Annotated in this window: 13 protein-coding genes and 2 tRNA genes; 4 read left to right on the top strand and 11 right to left on the bottom strand. The window is 38.1% G+C overall.

Going from position 1 to position 22,073, the window contains the following annotated elements:
• Nucleotides 1-8 precede the first annotated feature (8 nt).
• A tRNA-Met gene (locus IPN70_04615) sits at nucleotides 9-82 on the top strand.
• A gap of 16 nt (nucleotides 83-98) precedes the next feature.
• Nucleotides 99-172 (top strand) — tRNA-Met (locus IPN70_04610).
• A gap of 321 nt (nucleotides 173-493) precedes the next feature.
• Here the strand turns inward: IPN70_04610 and IPN70_04605 are convergent.
• The 4 genes from IPN70_04605 to hisS form a co-directional block, all read right to left on the bottom strand.
• Nucleotides 494-1,093, bottom strand: coding sequence for a GNAT family N-acetyltransferase (locus IPN70_04605; GenBank protein QQS61137.1), 600 nt, complete (start codon nucleotides 1,091-1,093; stop codon nucleotides 494-496).
• On the bottom strand, nucleotides 1,074-1,850 hold the full coding sequence (locus IPN70_04600; protein QQS61136.1) for a hypothetical protein: 777 nt from the start codon (nucleotides 1,848-1,850) through the stop codon (nucleotides 1,074-1,076). Before IPN70_04600 ends, IPN70_04605 begins: the two co-directional genes overlap by 20 nt.
• 67 nt (nucleotides 1,851-1,917) lie before the next feature.
• Nucleotides 1,918-2,625, bottom strand: a complete 708-nt coding sequence (locus IPN70_04595; GenBank protein QQS61135.1) for a D-alanyl-D-alanine carboxypeptidase family protein — start codon at nucleotides 2,623-2,625, stop codon at nucleotides 1,918-1,920.
• A gap of 378 nt (nucleotides 2,626-3,003) precedes the next feature.
• Nucleotides 3,004-4,341: a histidine--tRNA ligase gene (hisS, locus tag IPN70_04590; protein ID QQS61134.1), complete on the bottom strand. Its 1,338-nt coding sequence runs from the start codon at nucleotides 4,339-4,341 to the stop codon at nucleotides 3,004-3,006.
• Nucleotides 4,342-4,521: 180 nt separating this feature from the next.
• Here hisS and thrS point away from each other — a divergent pair, with 180 nt between their 5' ends.
• Together thrS and miaA are read left to right on the top strand one after the other, a co-directional pair.
• Entirely contained in the window at nucleotides 4,522-6,294 is a 1,773-nt protein-coding gene (gene thrS / locus IPN70_04585) for a threonine--tRNA ligase (protein QQS61133.1), read from the top strand.
• 18 nt (nucleotides 6,295-6,312) lie between these two features.
• Nucleotides 6,313-7,284, top strand: coding sequence for a tRNA (adenosine(37)-N6)-dimethylallyltransferase MiaA (miaA, locus tag IPN70_04580; protein QQS61132.1), 972 nt, complete (start codon nucleotides 6,313-6,315; stop codon nucleotides 7,282-7,284).
• A gap of 109 nt (nucleotides 7,285-7,393) precedes the next feature.
• Here miaA and IPN70_04575 read toward each other — a convergent pair whose 3' ends face one another.
• The 7 genes from IPN70_04575 to IPN70_04545 form a co-directional block, all read right to left on the bottom strand.
• A complete protein-coding gene (locus tag IPN70_04575) occupies nucleotides 7,394-7,885 on the bottom strand; it encodes a hypothetical protein (GenBank protein QQS61131.1) in 492 nt (163 codons plus the stop codon).
• A gap of 185 nt (nucleotides 7,886-8,070) precedes the next feature.
• The gene (locus IPN70_04570; protein QQS61130.1) at nucleotides 8,071-9,291 is read right to left on the bottom strand and encodes an ABC transporter permease; all 1,221 of its coding nucleotides are present in this window, start codon (nucleotides 9,289-9,291) and stop codon (nucleotides 8,071-8,073) included.
• Nucleotides 9,292-9,295: 4 nt separating this feature from the next.
• Nucleotides 9,296-9,979, bottom strand: a complete 684-nt coding sequence (locus tag IPN70_04565) for an ABC transporter ATP-binding protein (protein ID QQS61857.1) — start codon at nucleotides 9,977-9,979, stop codon at nucleotides 9,296-9,298.
• Between the two features lie 11 nt (nucleotides 9,980-9,990).
• Nucleotides 9,991-11,130 (bottom strand): efflux RND transporter periplasmic adaptor subunit, encoded by a 1,140-nt coding sequence (locus IPN70_04560; protein QQS61129.1) that lies wholly within the window; start codon nucleotides 11,128-11,130, stop codon nucleotides 9,991-9,993.
• A gap of 4 nt (nucleotides 11,131-11,134) precedes the next feature.
• The gene (locus IPN70_04555; protein ID QQS61128.1) at nucleotides 11,135-11,686 is read right to left on the bottom strand and encodes a hypothetical protein; all 552 of its coding nucleotides are present in this window, start codon (nucleotides 11,684-11,686) and stop codon (nucleotides 11,135-11,137) included.
• 160 nt (nucleotides 11,687-11,846) lie between these two features.
• Entirely contained in the window at nucleotides 11,847-13,313 is a 1,467-nt protein-coding gene (gene gatB, locus IPN70_04550; protein ID QQS61127.1) for an Asp-tRNA(Asn)/Glu-tRNA(Gln) amidotransferase subunit GatB, read from the bottom strand.
• An 816-nt stretch (nucleotides 13,314-14,129) separates the two neighbouring features.
• Nucleotides 14,130-22,016: a fibronectin type III domain-containing protein gene (locus tag IPN70_04545; protein QQS61126.1), complete on the bottom strand. Its 7,887-nt coding sequence runs from the start codon at nucleotides 22,014-22,016 to the stop codon at nucleotides 14,130-14,132.
• Nucleotides 22,017-22,073 lie beyond the last annotated feature (57 nt).

Genomic DNA, 22,073 nt, shown 5'->3' with positions numbered 1-22,073 from the left:
AAATTTATTGCGGGGTAGAGCAGTCAGGCAGCTCGGGTGGCTCATAACCACCAGGTCGTAGGTTCGAATCCTACCCCCGCAACTATTCTTAAAATTTTGCCAGGGTAGCTCAGTTGGTTAGAGCACAGGACTCATAAGCCTGGGGTCGTGAGTTCAAATCTCACCTCTGGTACTCTCTAAAAAATTATTTCCTCCAAAAATTTGAAAATTTCGTGACCAATAAGGAATACTTAAAAAGTCCTCAAAACAAAAAATCTTCATTTTCGCCAAAGGAAAAAATAAAATCGGTTTTTCATATAAGACAATGATTTTGAATTATTGTCTTTTTGTTTGTTGTAGAAACCCTTACAATCTTTTGCGAAGCACTCTTTGGGGAAAGAAGAATATATTCAAATATACTTAATAAAAAAAACCGATCTGGAAACTTTTTGTCTCCGGATCGGTTATTAACTTGCTACATTTACTTTGATTTATTTGACCTTCGCTACCGAAGTTAAAGATACGTGTCCAACATTCCCCAAACATAGACTCGTTTCTTACTTGCGGTCGCCACTTCCTCTGCGAAGGCTTCAACGTCTTGTTCTCCTTCAAGCACGTTGGCATGAAGACGACTCCGAAAAATACCCATGGAATTAGAACCTTCTGCGGCTGTTCGAGCGGTGTAATGAGTTAATCCCTTTCTCATACCCCAATTACAGAGTACTTTTAGAAGATCTGTTCCCACACCCTTCCGACGCATTCCCTCAGTCACTGCAACTTCCGAAATATAACAAGCGCTTTCAATTGAGAATGGTAGCTCATCTTGACGTTGTATCAGATAGCGATAGGGTGATGACTCTGCATCATCAAGCATCTTCTCTGCACAAGACAAACCAACCAATTCTCCACGACGCAACGCAACCGCCACACAACCATGTCCTAAATGTTTATTGTAAACATTTTGGATTACCCATTCATCCTCATACTGTTCATGGTACGGTGGACCACCAAAACATTCTTTGTACACCCGAGTAAAATCTCGCTCCATGCGCGACCATGGACCAATGAGATAGATTCGGACATCTGGACAAGGTTCACGAATAACTTGGCACATTTTGGGTAACCTCCATAGTGCTAATGAGTGTTACTGTTTGGTGGTCAACTTTGACAAAAATACTTTCTCCTGTCGGTTGAACCACTTCCACCTCAGATACGCCAACTGCAATTGCAGTAGCTATACTTCCCGATCCACAAGAAGTTTCATGAAAAAAAGTTTCGATTGAGCGTACCCACACAACCGGCTCAATTTGAATTTTTCCTTCTTCTTGAATCTTTTCTACCCATAGAACTCCCACTGCATCTCTTTCGTTTAAATAAAAACGGTCTCTGAGATGTTTGTGTATTTGTTCATATTCATCCGGAAAAGGCTTGAAAAGAATGATATGAACAATTCCACCCAAATCGACAATCTTCTCACCATCTTCCCCGATATTTAATTGCAAAGGAAGATCGGAAAAAGTACAACTCACTATTGAAACACCATCATTTTCCTTCACTTCTGCCAAAACAGGATTTTTAATCCCCGACATAGTGAACTGTAAAAATGTCCCGTATCCTAAACGAAACAAAATGAGTGCGGCCGAGCGAGCTGCGTTCCCACAAAACTCTCCCCCACTCATTTCAAAATGAGCGAGAGCTCCATTTTTTGGAATAACAAGCGATCCGCTTTGCTCAACACCATATGAAGCTCCAATACCCATCAATCTGCGTCCGTGCTGTTCATAAGAAGAACGAGTAAGGGGATTTTCGATTACCTCGATGATAGTAGGATTCCCCCCTGCAGCTTTTACGATATATAGATTTTGATTCATGATGATATCTCTCAAAAGTTGGTACTAAAAGGAAAATAACATATTTAAAAACCCTGTCAAATTCATTTTATTTTTTGGATATAGTAAAATCTTTAAAATTATATAATGATTTTTCCTTATCATAAAAACATGCCCATTCTCTATCTCCATAACTAAAATGCCACCATTCGCCATAAAATGGTGCAAACTCAATTGATCGCATAAGATCATGCAAAAGAATTCTATTTTTTTGCGCTTCTTTTGAAATTTTTTTTGAGAAAGTCTGCATTTTTTCTTGATCCGTATAATCTTCAGAATCACTTCCCATATCAATATTTCCCTCTCGAGTTGTTATTGTAAGGTCCACTGCTCCTCCAGTTGGATGTCCAGCCACATCAGGAACAGCTATATAGTTATGAACAATAGAATTTAGCATTTCTTCTGAGATTCCCCTATGTTGTAACCTAAGAACTCCTTTCATTTCATTAAAATATTTCTCTTGAATAGATGGATGTCGGTACCCGTATAACACCTTAAGAAAATAATTTTTATTTTTTTCTTGAAGAATTTTTTGAATATACAAAAGCTTGTCCGCAACTGTTTTACGAACATAAATCTTTTCTCCCGTAATAGGGAGCATATCAAAACGATTGTATGAGCAGATAATACTTTCATCAAGGGAAACCAAATTTTCATCATTTTCACCTTCTTGAATTTTTTTTAATTGCTCATAGGTAAGAATATTACCCGGACTTAATCCATCATTCCTCCTTTTTTTAATTACAACTTCTTTCATATAAAATATCTCTTTACAAATACATTTACAAACACATCTTGATTTATTTTTATTTTCTCTCTACTCTATGATCACCTTTCAATACAACGTGCGGGAGAAAAGAATCATGATATCTTCATGTCAACATTGTGGATGGGACAAAGAATCCCACATTAAGAAGGGTCAGTTCAGTTTAGGTCCGACCATCCATCAAGTGCTTGGGAGGAGAAATTTTCCTCTTTCATCGTGTCCTGGATACACGCCCTTAGCGTCCGAAAATACCATGATCGTGACAGGAGAAAATTCTATCAAAGAACAAAAAAAATAATTCTTCAAGAAAAATGATGCACGCCGCCATACAACGTATGGACGGCGTGTTTTACTAAGCAGACCAGATAATCATCCAAGAATACTAAGAAGATATTCTTCTAAAGTATTCCTATCCTTTACTATCGATTGCCCCGTCTGCATATCTTTGATTTGCACAACGCCATTATCAAGCTCTTGCTGACCCAGAATGATCACGAATGGAAATCCTTTTTTGTTAGCATATTTGAGTTGTTTTCCGAGAGATCCCGGCTCAAGATACACTTCCGTATTAATGCCAACATTCCGAAGTGTTTTTCCAATCTCAAAATATCTCGACATAAGCGCTCTGTCCATAGAAGTAATGAGCACCAATGCTGGAGTCGACGATCCTACTTTGAGAATGTTTTCTTTCATGAGAGTGATTGCAAGACGAGTAATCCCGATTGATATACCAACCCCAGGTAAATTCTCATCTGTGAAAAAACTCGCTAGATCATCATAACGCCCTCCCGAGCAGACACTTCCTAATCCTGGATAATCAAGGAGAACAGTCTCGTACACAGTTCCTGTGTAATAGTCAAGTCCCCTCGCGATTGTCAAATCGATCACAAAGTATTCTTCTTCAACCCCCAAAGATTGAATACCCTGAACCACCTCTTCAAGTTCCAAAACACCCTTTTGAAATGATTCCCCAAAAGGTTGAGTCTTAAGGAATTCGAGCATATCAAACGTTTTTCGCTTCGTTCCAAGAAATGTTAGCATCGACGAAACCGTCGCTTCATCAAGTAAAGTACTCGAGTGAATTTCTTGGGCAACTTGTTCAAACCCTATTTTCTCGAGCTTATCGACAGATCGTAATACATCACCAACTAATTCATTCGGAACCCCGACATACTCAAAGTAAGCCTTTAGAATACGTCGGTTATTTATCCGGATCACAAATTTCCCGATATTCATCTTTCGGAAAATTGTATAGATAATCGCGGGCATTTCAGCATCATATAAGACACCGAGAGTGCCTCGACCGATAACATCAATATCACACTGATAAAACTCGCGATATCGTCCAGCCTGTGCCCGTTCACCTCGCCATACCTTTTGTATTTGATAGCGACGAAATGGAAAGGTTAAACGTTCTTTATGCATCGCTACATAACGAGCCAAAGGAACCGTAAGGTCAAAGTGAAGCGCCATCTCAGTATCGCTAGAACCCTCGGAACCAGCAAGACGAGTAAGAGAATAGATTTCCTTTTCATCTCCTCCTTTTGATGTTAGAACTTCTTTACGTTCTACTGCGGGAGTTTCTATCGGTGAAAAACCGAAGAGTTCATATCCTTCCCGAATAATATTGAGTAGACGTTGAAAAACAATCTGCTCCTGTGGAAGTAATTCGGGAAAACCGCTTAAAGGATTGGGTTTTACGACCATGTTAAGACCTCGTTAAGTTAAATAAAGGCAATACAAGGTTATCTTTTTTTACACCAGCTGTCAATAAAAAGTATCATTTTATTAAAAAAGAAAAAGATTATAAAATTTTATATTTTTCTTGTATTTTTCCCCTATTCAAGATAGTATGGGACTATTGATTTCAAATGTAAATACTTTTTTATGAAAGAAAATTCACATCTCGAGACTCTTCGCCATAGTACCGCGCACGTATTAGCAAGTGCTGTTTTGGAACTTTATCCTGATGCAAAACTTGGAATAGGTCCGGCTATTGAAAATGGGTTTTATTATGATTTCGAACTTTCAGAACCGCTTGGCGCCAAGGATCTCAAACGTATAGAAGAACGAATGCGAAAAATTATCAAAGAAAATCATCCTTTTGATAAGGCTGTTCTTTCTATTGATTCCGCTATTGAACGATTCGAGAGTATTGGTCAAGTTTACAAAACTGAACTTCTTCATGATCTTAAAATTCAAGGAGAAAAAGAAATAAGTCTTTATCATCATGGAAATTTTACGGATCTTTGCCGTGGTCCTCATGTTGATTCTACAGGAGAAATCCCCAAAGAAGGGCTTAAATTAGAAAGAATTGCGGGTGCTTATTGGAAAGGAAATAGTGCCAATTCTCAACTTCAGCGAATTTATGGATTTCTCTTCGAAACAAAAGTAGATCTTGAAGAACACCTTCATTTTCTTGAAGAAGCTAAAAAGCGAGATCATAAGAAACTTGGCAAAGAACTCGATCTTTTTTATATCGATGAAGCAGTTGGAAAAGGTCTCCCCCTTTGGACACCTAAAGGCACGACGATAAAACATGAGCTTATTCGTTATGTTCGAGAATTAGAAAAAAAATATGGCTATGATCATGTAGAAACTCCTTTTATGGGTGGAGAAGATCTCTACAAAATATCAGGACACCTCGAACACTACAAAGAAAATATGTATGCCCCTATCGATATGGACGGAGAAAAATTCTATCTTCGTCCAATGGCATGCCCACATCACATACGACTTCTCCAAAGAAAACCTTTGAGTTATCGAGATCTCCCTGTTCGTTATGCTGAAGTAGCGGACTATTCTCGATTCGAAAAATCTGGAGAACTTATGGGAATGATACGAGTTCGAAAATTTCAACTCACTGATGGACATCTTTTTGTTACACCAGAACAACTCAAAGAAGAATTCAAAAAAGTTTGTGAAATGATTCGTGAAGGAATGAAAAAACTTGGATTAGAAAAAAATGTCTTCTATCGTTTTTCCAAACGTGATCCCAAAAACAAAACGAAATATTACGATGATGATACTCTTTGGAATAATGCCGAATCTCTTATGAAAGAGGCTTTGGATGAAATGAAATTTCCTTATACAGAAGCCGAAGATGAAGCTGCTTTCTATGGACCAAAATTAGACGTACAAGGAAGGAATATTAATGGAAAAGAAGATACACTCTTTACTGCTCAAATCGATTTTCTACTTCCTGAAAAATTTAATATTGTCTATACCGATAAAGACGGTCAAGAAAAACGACCTGTTATGATTCATCGAAGTACTATCGGATCCCTTGAAAGAATTTTCGCTTTTCTTATAGAGCATTATGCTGGAGCATTTCCTCTTTGGCTTGCTCCAGTTCAAATAGCTCTTATTCCTGTTTCAGAAAAATTTTCTGAATATGCCAATGAGGTGTATTCAAAAATGACACAGGCAGGTATACGCATAGAACATATGAATTCCAATGAATCTCTTGGCAAGCGAATTCGTGAAGCTGAAAAACAAAAGATTCCCCTTATAGCTGTGGTAGGAGAAAAAGAAATGATATCTCAAACATTAGCTATACGAGAGCATAAACAAGAAAATTCTCAGGAAATACTTTTTGAAAATCCCATTGTTTCTCTCGACGAATGTATTGCAAAAATTTCTGAAGCAATCAAGAAATAGGAATTTTTTATTTTCTCTATGCAAGGTAATTCTCAAAAAGCATTAGCCGTTCTTGGACCCACAGCATCGGGGAAGTCTGATGTAGCAATTCAAATAGCCAAAAAATTTGAAGGAGAAATTATTTCATGTGATTCTCGTCAGATTTATAGAGGAATGAGTATCGGTTCAGGAAAAGTCATTCGTGATGATTATCCAAAAGATGCTTTTTTTTCTGAGGGTGTACAGCACCATATGATCGATATTGTTTCTCCTCGAACTGAATATAATATTTCCAAATTCAGAGATAAATCTCTTCGTATTCTTCCCCTTATTATCCATAAAAATCACCTTCCTATTCTCTGCGGAGGAACTGGTTTTTGGGCAGAGTTTCTTATAGAAAACAGAGAGCTCCCTCATATTCCCCCCAATACGGAACTAAGAAAAAAGCTTTCAACCTATTCACTGAAAGATCTTCAAGAAAAACTCCTCTCTTTAGATTCTGCCTATTATAATCACATAGATACAGCAAATCCTGTTCGACTTATTCGAGCTATAGAAATAACCCTTCATAAAAAACAGTTTCCAGAAAATAACGAAAGTGCTATCGAAGAAAAAGTCCCTCACAAGAAAAAAAATGAATCTCTCCAATGGGATATTGTTATACTCAATCCTTCCAAAGAACTTCTTTATAAAAATATAGAAATACGACTCGATCAAAGGCTTCAAGAAGGAATGCTTGATGAGGTATATACACTTCATAATGAAAATCGTATCAGCTGGAATCGATTAGAAAGTTTTGGCTTAGAATATCGATGGGTTTCTCGCTATCTAAAAAAAGAAATTTCTTATGAAGGTATGCGCGCCGAACTTCTCAAAGATATTCATCATTATACCAAGCGTCAGCTTACTTGGCTTAGGAGATGGGAACGACAAGGAAGAATCTTCCATTGGGCAGAAACAAAAGAAGAAGCTCTTCGTATAGCTGACCTTCTTTGTACGAAAAGAAAATAAGATATTCCTTATTCCTTTTGTTTGAAGTTTTTGAATCTTTCAATTGTTATTTCTTTTCAAAAGAAGAAGCACCCTATGATTGTATAGAGTGCTTATGGATTTTTCGGATTTATTCATCGGCATCTGAAATCTTTCTGATCTCGCTAATAATCACTTTGGAAAAAAGCGAGGTGGTCAGTGCTATTTCAGTTGCAAATAGCAATGTATTATTTGAAAAAAACGGCCCCCGTCTCATTTCTCCAAAGTCTCGTGCTGATACGAAAACTGGATCAACTCGAACAGGAAAACGTATCCGGTCTCTTTCTAGAAGTTCTGTCAATTCCTCAACGGAACGAATCAGAAAAGATTTCTTAGAAAGCTGCGAAAAGATTTCTTCCACAGTAATCATTTCTGGAGAACGTCCAGGAAGAATCGTGTCTAATTCACAGATATTGGCACAGTTGAAAGGACATCTCTGAAGAGATTTCTCGAGTTCAGGCATGGAATACCTAAAGAGAGAAATCGAGTCCAGATCCTCTTCTTGATAGCCAAGAAGGAAAAGAATTTCCTCACGAACGGCCTGATGATGACACGGTCCTTGTGTCGATTTTATCTGACACATGGTTTTATCCTCTTTTTTTGAAAGAACTTCTCCTCATTCTTTCGTTGATGAAAGAAAAACAAAAAAAACCGCCTTATCGGCGATTTTTCAAATATCGTTTTTTCCTCTCAGCTACAAATGATACTTTTTTTCTCTCCATAGTAAGGTCATTATCTTCTTTTACAAAAATCCTGTCAAGAAAAAATTTATTCATAACGAAGTGCTGTAATAGGATCAAGTTTAGAAGCTCTTCTAGCAGGATAATAACCAAAAATGATACCAATAAAGGATGAGACACTTATAGCAAGGACAACGGATGAGATGGTTATCTCTGTTGCAATTCCCGTATACATCTTTACGCCAAAAGCAATCCCCCACCCAAGGATCAACCCTAATATTCCACCGAGAGTAGTAAGCACAATAGATTCGAGAAGAAATTGTATACTAATGTCTTTTCTTTTAGCTCCGATAGATTTACGAAGTCCTATTTCGCGAGTTCTTTCTGTAACCGTAGTAAGCATCATATTCATAATACCGATTCCACCAACAAGTAATGATATTCCAGCTACAGCACCGAGAAGTAATGTAAATGTATTCGTCACAGATGAAGCTGTTTCCACAATATCTCCCTGATTCATAATTCGAAAGTCGGCTGAAGATTCATCTTCTTTTTTATGAGAGGTAAGAAGAATTTTTGTTATAGCACTTTGAGCACCTTCCATAGAAGATTGTTCTATTACTTCAACATTTATCAAAGAAACATTATTATTTCCCGTTATGTAACGGCTAGCTACCGTAAGAGGAATATAGACAATAGCATCTGAACTTCCAGAAGATGTTCCTCCTTTGGATTTTGTAATTCCAATAACCGTCATTTCGATATTGGCAACACGAATTTTTTGACCCAAAGCACTTATTCCTTCACCAAAAAGATCTGTCTGCGTTTCTGGTCCAAGAATAGCTACTTTAGAAGCTCGTTCAATATGTTGTTGTAAGAAAAATTCTCCCTCCGCTAAATCAATATTTCGAACCTGAGCATATTCTGGTGTAACTCCCGTTATTGAAACATTTGTATTGGTTCCTTTGGCAATAACTTGTTCACGAGAAGAAATTACTGGAGCAACAGCACGAACTGTTGGAACTTCCTCAAAAATTTTGTAAGCATCTTCTAAGGAAAGTGTTTGTACTGATGAAGATCCAGCTACGGGTGAATTAAAACCCCGTTGAGACCCTGGTTGAATTATTAAAAGATTTGACCCTATAGATTGAATATTCTTTTCTATAGAATTTTGAGCACCTTTTCCTATAGCAATCATAGCAATAACAGAAGCTATTCCAATAACAATACCTAAAACAGTAAGAAAAGAGCGAACTTTATTTGCCAAAAGAGCAATACCTGTTTCTTCAATAACGTCTCGTATTAACATAGATTTATTCTTGCAAAATATCAGCTACAATTTTCCCATCACGAATAGTAATAACGCGTTGTGCATAAGTAGCAACATCATCTTCATGAGTAATAAGAATTATAGTATGACCACTTTCTTTGTTAAGTTGGGAAAAAAATTCAAGTATTTTATGACCAGTTTTTGTATCAAGATTTCCAGTGGGCTCATCAGCAAGAATAATAGAAGGTTCATTAATAAGCGCTCTTGCTATGGCAACTCTCTGAATCTGTCCTCCAGAAAGCTGATTGGAATGATGATGCCATCTATCTTCTGGAATACCTACAATACGAAGAACTTTCTGAACTCGAAAAAGCCTCTCTTTATGCGGAACCTCATCATAAACAAGAGGAAGGGTAACATTTCTTATAATACTTGTTCTAGAAAGAAGATTGAATGATTGAAATACAAAACCTATTTTATTTTGACGTATCTCGGCAAGTTCATCTTCTTTTAATGTGGAAACATCTTTTCCATCTAAAAAATAGGAGCCTTTTGTCGGCCTATCCAAAGCACCAAGAATATTCATAAGGGTCGATTTACCCGAACCACTTGGACCCATTATAGCAACAAATTCACCTTTTTTTATTGTAAAGGAAACATCGTCCAAGGCTAATGTTTCATTGTCCCCTTTTCCATATACTTTTGTAATATTTTTACACTCAATCATCATATTCAAAATTATCGATTCATTCCTCCTGGAGGAGCACCTCCGGAACCAGGAATACGAATAGCTCCATTCAAAATACCAGATGGAGATGAAGTTTCTTTTGTAGTTGTTGGTTCTGTTATCTTTGTTACTACGCGATCTCCTTCTAAAATTCCAGAGACAATTTCGACAGAAATATCATTAGAAATTCCAGAGACAATAGGAACTTTTTCATAACCAAGATCAGAGTTTTTCTTTTCTTTCCACACAAAAGCTTCTGAAGAATTTCCCTTGAGAGCGGATAGAGGTATGCTTAAAACATTTTCTTTAGATTCTGTTGTAATCGCGACACTCACGCTCATTCCTGATTTGAGTTCTTTAGGAATATCAGAAAATTCAATTTCTGCTTTAAAATAAACAACATTTTGCTCAACCGTTCCAATAGTATCTACTTTAGAAACTGTTCCTTCGACACTCACGCCCGGGAGAGCATCAAATGTTAAACGTGCGGGATTCCCCTTTTTTAGTTTTACAGCATCCACCTCATTTATTGAGACCTCTGCATACATTTTTTTGGAGATAATGGAGGCCAATATTTCATCTCGTGAAATAGAATCTCCTTTTTCCATTTTAAAATCAGTAACAATTCCGTCAAAAGGAGCTTTTATAAAATATTTTTCTAATTCTTTTTCGCTATCAGAAACTCTATTCTTACTTTCTTTATACGTTAGTTCTTGAAGTTGACGCAGTCTTCTATCATCAACAGTTTTATCTATATAAAGATCTCGAGTTTGATCCATCTTAATTTTGGCACTTTTAAGAGAAAGTTTAGCATCTCTTATAGCATCATATGCTTCCTCATTATCAAGAACAGCAATAACATCATCTTTCTTAACCTCCTGTCCATCTTCGACAAGAATATCCATAATTTCCAAACCATCCCCCGCTATTTGAGGCTTAAGAGAAACTTGTTCTTTCGCATATACCTGACCAGTAGCAGTTACTTCCACCTGAATATTTCCTTTTGTTGCAGAAGCATATTCAATATTACTTTCTTGTGTCTGAGAAGTTGTTCCCTCTTGGTAATAACCATAATAACCAGCACCCGAACATACCAAAAGAAGTAAAAATAAATACCAAGCATGCTCTTTTAGATAATTCAAAATAGCCATATTTTTATTTTTTAATTTCACGTTTGTTCACAACAAGCGCCTCTGCTTTATCCGAGGAGCCCTCTTGTATCCAAAGAAAAGTATTCTCATCTTGAGTTAATTCATTTCGTTGTATTTTTTTAGCTTGAGACGCTTCCCCTGAGGGAATTTCCCATATTTTTGTTTCTTCAGAGAAATATATTTTTCTTTTTTCAGTATTTTCTTCTCTTTGTGCCATTCGCGTTTCTCTCATTTTTTCTCTTTCACTTTCACTCATTTTTTGCATTTCCGTACGACGATTTTCACGATCATCCGTATTGTTCATAGCTTTCGAGTAAGAGATAACCAAAGAATCTTCGGCGACAGAAATAATACGTCCACGAATCTCAGGGTTTCTTTTGGGAACGTCAAGGTCTTTGAATATAGTAGCATCCATACCAAAAGAATATTGAGAATCCCCTTTGAAAGGAAGATTTGATTTTTTCTTGGAAGAAAAAAAAGATCCTGCATAGTATGCTAGTAAACCAACAAAAAAGAGAATTGCTAGAGAAAGAAACATCTTCTTATCTAATTTCATATTTTTATACGGTAATGAACAAAAATATTTTCTTCTTATTTACAGAAAGTAGTACGAGTACACACAAGTATTTCTTTCATTTGGAAACTATTCTCTTCCTTACCTAAATTTATTTTTTCGAAGAAAAATGGTAAAGAGAAAAAATAGTTTCCGAAAAAAACTAGGACATTTTCTTTTTGAGAAGATCTGTTGCTTTTTGAGGATTCGCTTTTCCTTGAGTTTTGGCCATAATTTGACCTACCAAGAATCCGAGTGCACGATCTTTTCCCGCTTTATAATCGATAATGGATTGTTCATTTTGAGTTAGAATTTCATCCACAATTTTTTCTAGCTCATCATCGTTATCCATTTGGGCTAAGTTTTTTTCTTCTATAATATGAGAAGGATCTCCTCCTCGTTCATACATTTCACGAAGTACAATTTGAGCTGCACTAGAATTAATACCTCCATCAATAACGATCATTGCGAGTTCGGCAAAATTTTCTGGAGTAAGTCGGATATCCGAAAATGTTAGACTATCTTCAGCAAGAAATTTTCGAAGCTCTACGATAAGATAATTCGTTGCTGTTCTTCTTGCATTAAGAAGTTCTCCTTTCATTTCTCCTGAAACTTTTTTCTCTTCCAACTCGCTCATAGTTTGTTCAAAAAATTCAGCCAATACTTTATCGGAAACAAGAATTTTGGCAAGTTTTTTTTCGATACCATATTCTTTTTCGAAACGATTCGCTTTCGTATCTGGAAGTTCAGGTAAAGATTTTTGAAGCATGGTTATGTAATCTTTGGTAAATTCCATTGGAGGAATATCGGGTTCGGGAAAATATCGATAATCATGTGCGGATTCTTTTTTTCTTTGTGAAAAAGTTTTTTGGCCAGCATCATCCCATCCACGAGTTTCCTGAATAATAGATTCTCCTGAATCCAAAAGCTCTGATTGTCTTTGAATTTCGTATGTTATCGCTTTTTCTACGCTACGAAAAGAATTGAGATTTTTTACTTCTACCTTCGTACCACTTAATCTATTTTTTCCTTCGCTATAAAGAGAAATATTTGCTTCACATCGCATCTGTCCCTTTTCCATATCGGCATCACTCACACTAAGATACCGCAAAATCAATTGAAGTTTTTGACAGAATTTTCTCGCCTGTTCTCCATTGGCAATATCAGGCTCTGTAACAAGTTCCATAAGTGGAACACCACTTCGATTAAGATCGATGAGTGTTTCTCCTAAGCCTTTTTCGTGAAGTGATTTTCCTGTATCTTCCTCCATGTGAATACGAGTAATACCAATACGAACATCTTCCACATCCAAAAAGCCATCTTCTACCAAAGGCATGTCGTATTGTGAAATTTGGTATCCCTTGGGAAGATCAGGATAAAAATAATTTTTTCTATCAAATTTAGAAAGGAGGTTTACCCTACAATTAAGAGCTAAACCAACTCGCTGGACAAAGGCAATTGCTTTTTTGTTTGGAACAGGAAGTGCTCCTGGTTGACCAGAGCAAACAGGACAGATGTTTGTATTAGGTTTTCGATCTAAACTCAAATCATTCTTGCACGAACAAAACATCTTTGATGCTGTTTTAAGCTCTACATGAACTTCCATTCCAATAACAGGAGTATATTTCATACAACAAAAATTATTTCTTCAGTTTTTTGAATTTTTCGCACATTCTCTCTTTTCTACGATAGAAAGAAACTCTTATTCATCTCTCTTTTCTCCTGCAAATTCATAAAAATTTGCAGATTTTATGACAATAAAAATTAGTAACGGTTCCATAAAAATTCTATCAGTTTTTTTCAAAAAATGCTACTTTTTACATATTCTCTTTCATAAAAAAAGAAAAACCGCAGAAAAAACTACGGTTAAATGGGATCTTGGAAAGAAATTATCTTTTCAAATAAGCATCCTTGGTAGATGTTATAAGCTTTATAAAGCTATATATCCCGAAGAAAAAAACAAGAAAAGTTAAAACAGAAAGAACGAGGAGAAAATAACCTATATTTATTTTTCTTTCCTTTGGAAGAAAAACTGGACGAAAGGTACTTTCGCAATATTCGTACATAACAAAAACCTCCTTTTGAAAAATTTCTTATTCATATAATAATGAACGTTTGAAAAATACATCAGAAGACATTTTCTTGTCAATCATTTCCTCCCCTTCTTTCAAGTGAATAAATGAAGAAATTCATTTATAAAATCCCCCACCATCTCAAGCAAGTCCTCGAGTCGAGAGATACCTTTCTTGATTTCTTGTGTCTCCGCGAGGAAACTCATTTCTATGAGTTGACGTGGCGGTCCATCCGGAAAAATCCTGGATTGCCACGCTCGAAGACTCGCTCGCAAAGACGGAGGGAAATTCGGAGAGTTTTCCGCCAAAGGCGGACCAAGTCTCCACTCCTCGAAGACTCATCGATCGAAAAGACAAAAAAGAACCTCCTTCTCCTACCCTCCCGTCCAAGCAAAGATTTCTTTGAAGTTCTTTATGATGAGTTCTACAACAGATTCTTTTGTTTGTGGTGTAAGGGTGATGTAGTCTTTGGTTATGGTTTCATTCCCACTCAGATCTTTTACTATGACTTTGTAAGAGTAGAGAGTTCCTGGTTTCCAAGAGGTGAGTACAATGATGTGATTCTTTGTTGGGGAAGAACTTACATTCACTGTTTTTTCTTCTCCTGCTCTTCCTTCTTTGTAGATGAGGGAGGAAGAAGCATCTTCATCTGTTTGCCAGTTAATAATCATTTGTACTTTTCCGTTTTGTGAAAGAGCGGAGTCGGTAGAGACTCTTTCTACTGTAGGAGAAGTTTCATCTTTTTGCATAGTGAATTCTATCTCATCAGAGAGAGTTTCATTTCCCATATCATCTCTGACTCGTACAGTAAGAACGTAGTTTTCTCCAGGAGTGAGTTCTTTGAGGGTGAGGGAGTGAGTTTGGAGGAGGGAGGGATTTCCTTCACTCTTTTGATCTTCTTCTTTGTTTTTGTTTTTGTAGGTTACAAGAGAGTCGGTAAGAGTATCAGTAAGGAAGTTTACTTTTGCTTCTCTGTCTGAAAGAACTTCTATCTTGATTTCTTTGATTTGTGGTGGAGACTTTGGTTCAAAGGTAGAGTCGGAAGAAGAGAAGAGATTTTTTGATTCATCTTCTCCTTTTACTCGGAAGTGGTAGGTAGAGTTTTCTAAAAGATTGTTTATGATAATTTCATGATCTTTTTTGAGTTCTTCACTTTTTCTTGTTTGTCCATAGTTTTCTGTGTTTCCATATTCAACAATAGAGGTAGTGGGAGTGGAAGTTTTCCATGTGATAGTTGTTTCCCCTATTTGTTTGGAAGAAGCTTTAATGGAAGAGATGGAAGAAGGAGATTGCGTTTGGAAGGTTTGTTGGGAGGAGGTGCCTATGTTTCCGGCGGTGTCGGAAGATCCTGTGGAGAAGAAGTATTTAGTAGATGGGATGAGACCTCGAAGAGTTACGGAGTGGGAGGTGGTGTATTTGGTGGGGTCGAAGTTGACAAGACTGTCACCACCAAATTGAAGAGTCTCCTTCGTCGTCCCATATCTCACCTGTGAGTTTGAAACTTCATCCGTCTCCCAACTCACCACTGCACTCTCTCCTGTAATGTCTTTGACTTTGACTCCTGAGATAGAGGGAGGAGTAGATTCTGCTTGTTCACTTCCACTGTCTACTTGTTTGAGTTTTGTTGTGAAGCTTTTTTCTTCACTCTCTATGAGGGTTCCAAGATTATCTTCACAAAGAAGTTTGTAGAAGTAGGTTGTGTTAAAGATGAGTCCTCCAAGATGCAGGGAATGGAGTGTGTCATAGATTCCTGTCGCTTCTGTTTGAGGAACTTCTTGGTAGTTTCTTGATTGGGTTCCATATTCAAGGATGCAGTTTGCTGCTTGATCCGTCTGGAAGGTTATGACTGCTTTTTGATCAGTGAGTACTTTAGGAGGATCACTGATAGTATGAATCTTTGAAAGAGGTGCATGATTGTATTCTGGATCTAAGGTTGTTTTCATTGTTTGTATATCACTCTGTGATTCGTTTTGATTGATATCTTTAACACTCACTTGATATTCATACTCTGTATCAGGAGTAAGAGTATCGAGTACCCTGTAGTGAGATCTATCGTATGTTGTTCCTTGTTCTGTTTGTGTGAAGGTAAGGCTTCCTTTTTTTCTGTACTGAAGGAGGAAGGATGCTTCTTCATCTGTGTTTGCTGTAATAACTGCTTTGTCATTTGAGATAAGAGATGTTTGAAGATTCGTTATGGTAGGAGGTGTTTCGTCGAGTGTTGTAGAGAATTGAAAATAGTTTCCTCCATTATTGTCATTGGCAATGTTTCCTTGTGAGTCGGTGGAGGTAACGTAGAAATAGTAGGTGGTTCCTTGAGTAAGAGCATCTAAGGTTACTTGATGATTTTTTGTAAGAACACTTGATCCGGAGAGAGTGATAGGATCGATAAGAGATCCATTCTTGTTTTCACTGTAATGGAGTACAGAGTCTGCAGGGACATTCGTATTCCAGAATATGGTTGCTTGTGTGTTAGAAGCACTTGATACCGCTACACCACTGATAGAAGGTCCAGGATTCGTTGTGACTTCATATCCATTGCCATTATTGTCATTGACTCCGGTATTGCCTTGAGGATCAGTAGAGGCAACTCTAAAGAAGTAGGGAGTGTTTGGTGTGAGGTTGGTAAGAGTGACTCTATGAAGTCCTGATTGTGCTTGGGTGTCAGCATAGGTAGAGACTCCTGTTTGTTTGGTATAGGTGTTGGGAGTGGTTGCATATTCTACACGAGAGTCAGAGAGTTCATCTGTTTCCCATGTGATAGTTACGGTTGTGGTGTCTTTAGATTCTACGGTTACGTTTTGTAGAACAGGAGGGGTTTGATCTGATCCTCCTCCACCTTCTCCGAAGTCTTGAATACCATTTGCTTTCATCGTAACGGTTTGTGAGAAGAAAGAAACATTTCCTGGTGTGTCTGTTGTCTTTGCTTTGTAGGTGTAGAGAATGTCTGGTTGTGGGGTAGCATCAGTAAGGAAGTTTGTTGTTCTTGAGGTTATGATATTTTGAAGCGTATAGGTAGTAGCGTCATCACTTCTATAGAGTTTGTAGTTTCCGAATCCTGTTGGAGGTTCTTCTATTGTTTTGAATCCTACGAAGGCTCGGTATTCTGGAGGGGTAAGAAGCATATTACTCGTATCTTGAGAAATGACTCGTGTAGGAGTTTCTGGAGTAGTTGTGTGTATGGTTTGTGTTTCATTCCCGTATTGATCTTTGAAGCGAGTATAGACAATGTCGGGATCAGTTTCGAGTTTTATTGTTACCGTTGCATTAAAAGGTTCCCAAGGAGAGTTGGTAAGGTTTTCGTCAAGAGAAATCTTCATCTGTGTTGGAGAGTCATCACTGACTCCAAGAGTAAGAACAGATGTGGTGGAGGGAATGGTGAGGTCTTGAGTGGAAGCATCAACAAGGAGGGAGGGATTGGTGGGAGTTTTTGTATCGAGGGTGTAGTTTACTGAAGTCATGGTGTATGAAGCAACTTGATACGAAGCGATGAGTCGAACTCTGGAGGTAGAAGAGAAATGTTCAGGGATATCTGTTTTTGGAATCCATACCAGACTTTTGTTTCCTGTAGATACATTGAGTCCGATATCCCCTGTTACACTTACTGCTTCTATCCATGTACTTCCATTGAAGTATTCAAGAGTGAGTGTTGTATTGTTTTGGATAGTAGGTTGAATCTCATAGTCATAGGAAATGAGAACCTGTCCGAGTGTAGCTTCTTGGTATGATTGAGAAACGGTAATGGAGGTAAGAGGTCTTGTGTCTATACCAAAAGGATCACTTACAAGGAATTTGTTATTGTTTGCTGCTTCATTGTCTGTAATGGTGAGTCGTATGCGTACATTGTTTGTTTGTGTATTAAGACCGAGTTGTTGTTGAGCGTTCCAATTAATGGAATAGGTTTTGTAGGTATCGGTAACTTTATTCTCCATGATAGTATCAGCGTTTTGATCAGAAATATCTCCTCCAAAGGGTGCGCTGTTGTAGGTAAAGAATGAAGAAGAGATGGTATGCCAGCTTGATCCATCATCAAGAGAATATTCAAAGGTAGGAGTGATGTAGTTGGGAGTATAGGTTCCTGTTTGTGTATCGATATCTTGAATACTGTAGGTAAAGGTAATGGTATCATTGGGAGTAGATTGAGAAGCACTTACTGATTCTATTTCAGGAGGAGCGTTTACAACATAGGAAACACTTACATCATCGACTTGAGGTTGAGAAAGAAGGTCAGGAGAAGAAAGATCTACTTTGTATTGAAAGAAGCGATCTCCTATAGTATCTCGTAGAGTATTAGGGATAGAAGAAAGAGAGCAGATAACATTGATTCCATTCTTTGTACATCCTGAGGTAAGAGAAGAAGCAGTGGACTGTGCAAGTTGTGTCCAGGGGGAAGAAGAAAGATTTTCTTTCGTTCCTGCAGTTTTGAGAGAGATGGTTACGGTTGTATTTGCTGGGAGTATTTCATTTTCTTTCCATTCTATTGTTCCCATGACATTAGCATCACTACTGGAATCAAATGCTGAAGAGATAAGAGAACCAGCAAGGTATCCAGATTTAAGTGAACCTGCGCTTCCATCAGTTGCAGGTGCGGTAGCTCCTTTTGTTCCTCCGAGTGTTTGAATCGTTTGATTGGTAAATGTTTTGTTTTCATAGGCATAGGCGATTCTTCCTCCTCCCCCTCCTCCTCCACCACCTTGTCCCGCCCCACCATTGGCTTGAAGCTTTCCACCGTTTATGGTGAAGTTTTTTGCATAGAGTATGTTTATAGATCCTCCTGATCCTCCTCCACCATTGGTGAGTCCAGCGCTACCGTTACTGGATATGGTTCCATAGAGGTTGAGATTGTTATTCGTTCTGATTCGTATATCTCCTCCTCCTGTTCCTCCTGTAGACTTTCCTCCTCCACTTCCAAGATCTTCGGGAACAAAGTCATTTCCATAGGTGTTAGGGGAAGTTGCTCCATCACTACTATTTCCTCCTCTTCCTCCATATGTTCCTCCTGATCCATATCCAAGAGAGCCTGTTGTTCCTGCTCCTGTTCCAAGAGTAGGAGTGTAACCTTTCGTGTTGGTGTTTATGGATGCTCCTGTACCACTTACTCCATGAATAGTGAGATTGGTAGAAATGAGAGTTCCTGTTCCATTGGCTACTATGTGTGAGGTGTCAGTAGAAGAGTTAAGAGTTCCTATGGTTATGTCTCCTGTAGTGTTAAGAGTGGTTCCTGTAGGAATGGCAAGAAGTCCTTTGTTTTTTACAATGATGTTTCCGAGAGAGAGGGAGTTGTTGGTGAAGTTGTCTTGGGGGATGAGGGTTTGATTACGTGCTGTGTTTATAACATTATTATTATCAATCGTTATTGTTCCATTGCCCATACCTTGTAAGGATGTTTGGGTATAGATTGTCCCCGCAGCACCATTATCATTAGAAGAATTTCCACCTCCAAAAGCTTGCATAATAACTAGCCCAAAATCATTTCCTGATGTGAGTTTGACGGCGATACGACCACCTCCCGCACCACCATAAGAAATACCTCCACCATTTGAACTAATAGCTCCTGAACCAGAGAATATTTTGCTTAATATATTAATAGTTCCACCAGAACCCCCACCACAAGAATCTTTTGCTCCATTAGCAGAAATTAAACCATTGATTACTATTTCTTCAGTAACAGTAAAAATGACAGAGCCTCCACCCTTAATCGCTCCACAGTAAGAGGGGCCACTACCTAAATCTAGAGGATTAAAAATAGATCCATATGTAAGATTAAGATCATATGCCATTCCACCATAAGAGGCCTGTCTCACTCCCCAAAAGCCCAATCCTGATCCTGGTCCAGCAGAATACCCCTTTCCATCCACATTAATCTGTCCTCCTACTTGGACATCGAGATTCCCTCCTACGTCCATGAAGAGTCTGTGAGTTTCTGCAGTAGTGTTTGCTGTGTGGGTGAGATAACCGTTGTTAGTAATGGTTACATTTCCGGTAACAGTGAATTTATTCGTTGGGGAACCATTACTTACAGTAAGTATAGATGTTGTAGATCCTCCTCCAAGAGAAAGATTTCCATTTATAGTTTGAGGCGCAGTTAGAGTAAGATAGATTCCATTTATAGAAAGTCCTGTGTTAGTTAGTGTTCCTCCATTTACATTGATTCCACTTGTTCCGAGTCCATCATTCGTAATAGTTGCATTGGTAAGATTAAGAGTCGTTCCTGTGGGGACACTGATTTGTCCTTTGTTACGAAGGACAAGATTTTTAATGGTCCAGGTTTGGGTGGAAGGGATAGTGGCAAAACGTGATGAGGTAATATTATTGTTATCAATAATTACCGTTCCATTTCCAGATCCTTGGTCGGCGGTTTCGGTGTAGATGGTACCGGCGGCGCCTCCAGTTAGCCCACCATATGCTTGCATCGTAATCGATCCGAAATCATTTCCAGATATGAGTTTAACAGCAATACGACCACCCCCTCCTCCATAGTATGGACTACCACCCCCATTTGTTTTCATAAAAAAAGAACCAGCTATCGTATTTGAGGAAATGTTTATAGTTCCTCCCGATGATCGCATATCACCGCTACTAATTGCGCTTGCGGAAATCATTCCGTTTATCATTGAGCCTCCAGAAATAGTAAGGATAACAGCACCACCACCGACACCGCCCCAACCGCCACTCCCTAAATTTACAGGATCTATGAGAGAGCCGTAAGTTGGACAGACTCCACCATCACCTTGGCCACCATAAGAACCAGAATAATATCCATTCGTAGCACAATACCCTGGACCATTACCTGCTTGATACCCCTTTCCATCCGCATTAATCTGTCCTCCGGTTTGTACATCCAAGTTGCCACCGATATCCATAAAGAGTCTATGAACTTCTCCCGCAGCTGTTGTTGTGTTTGCAGTGTGAGTAAGATATCCTTTATCAAGAATCGTAACATTCCCCGTAACAATAAATTTGTTTGTAGGCGATCCATAAGAAAGCGTAAGAGTAGAAGTTGATGCTCCTCCTCCAAGAGTAAGAGATTGTATAGTAATGGTTCCACCATTTACATCGAGTGTAGGTTGATTCGTTCCTGCATTGATCACTACATTATCGATATACCGTGGCACAGAACCTTCTGCCCAATTCCCTGGAGTTGTCCAACTTGAAGAAAGAGCTCCTGTCCATGTTCTTGTTTCAGAAGGAGCTATAAGTGTGGTAAAGGTATCATCTTCTCCATACACTTCAGAACCATTGGAGAGTACTGCGTAGGAACGAGTATGGTAGGTAGTTAAAAAATCAAGTCCTGTAAGAGAAGAAGTGAATGTTCCTGTGGTTGAGCGAGGTCCGAGTTGAGTTTTTGAAGACCCTTCAGTACCATTTCCAGAGTTATATATCTGAGCAATCTCACTCGCAGAGAGCGCGGTATTATAGATGCGAACGTCATCAATAGAGCCATTAAAAAATTGGTTAGGATAGGTGCCAATCTTTCTTATAGCAGAAACACTTGAGCCGAGCGCTGATCGATTTGTGGTACTATTTGCATCCAAAATACCATTTTTATAAAGAGTAAAAACATCAGCATCACTATCAAAAGATGCTGTAATATGAGTCCATGTGTTTAGAGGTATAACGCCATTACCTTGAACAAATACCTGATAAGCTCCCGTTGGATCTTGAGATGAATCCCTACCTCCCAACATTATCTTTCCATTACTATCAAGAACTAAACCCACCCTTGTATAAGCAGAATTACTTGTTGATTCATAGTATATCGGTTTTTCCAATCCACTATTTGGATAAACGCTTGGATTAATCCAAAGAGATAATGTGAATTTACTTTTTCCAGCCAAAGTCACGCCCGCAGGAATTGATATGGAGTCGCTACTCCCATTAAAATTCAAAGCACCATTCACTTTTCCTGGTGTTGTCATGAGAGATGTATTTCTTGCTGCTGTTCCATTATTTCCTCCTACAGAATCTACCACTGTTGTATTTCCAGCATTATCATTCATCTTCCACTGTGCTATAGGAGTGGAGGCAGGTCCAAGTTCCGGATTTGGATCTTTTGACCATACGTGACCATGTTCTGTAATAGGGAGGGTGTCATCTAAAGAAGAAATGGTTCCATTTCCTGTGGCAGTATAAAAAGAAACATCACTTGTTGTTTGTGTTGAAACAGAGAGTGCTGCAAAAGCTTTATGATTTCCTAATGATAAGAATCCTATACTAAGAAATAGTCCAAAAAAAAAGATTTTTTGTATATTGTTTTGAAGCATTTTCTTCTCTTTTTTTAGTGTTTAGTATTGACTTTAGTATAGTATTCTTTTTGTTTT

This window comes from Candidatus Moraniibacteriota bacterium, from assembly GCA_016699795.1.
Lineage (GTDB): Bacteria > Patescibacteriota > Minisyncoccia > Moranbacterales.
Note: the sequence above shows the minus strand (reverse complement) of the source record. Positions and strands in the feature narration are given on the sequence as shown.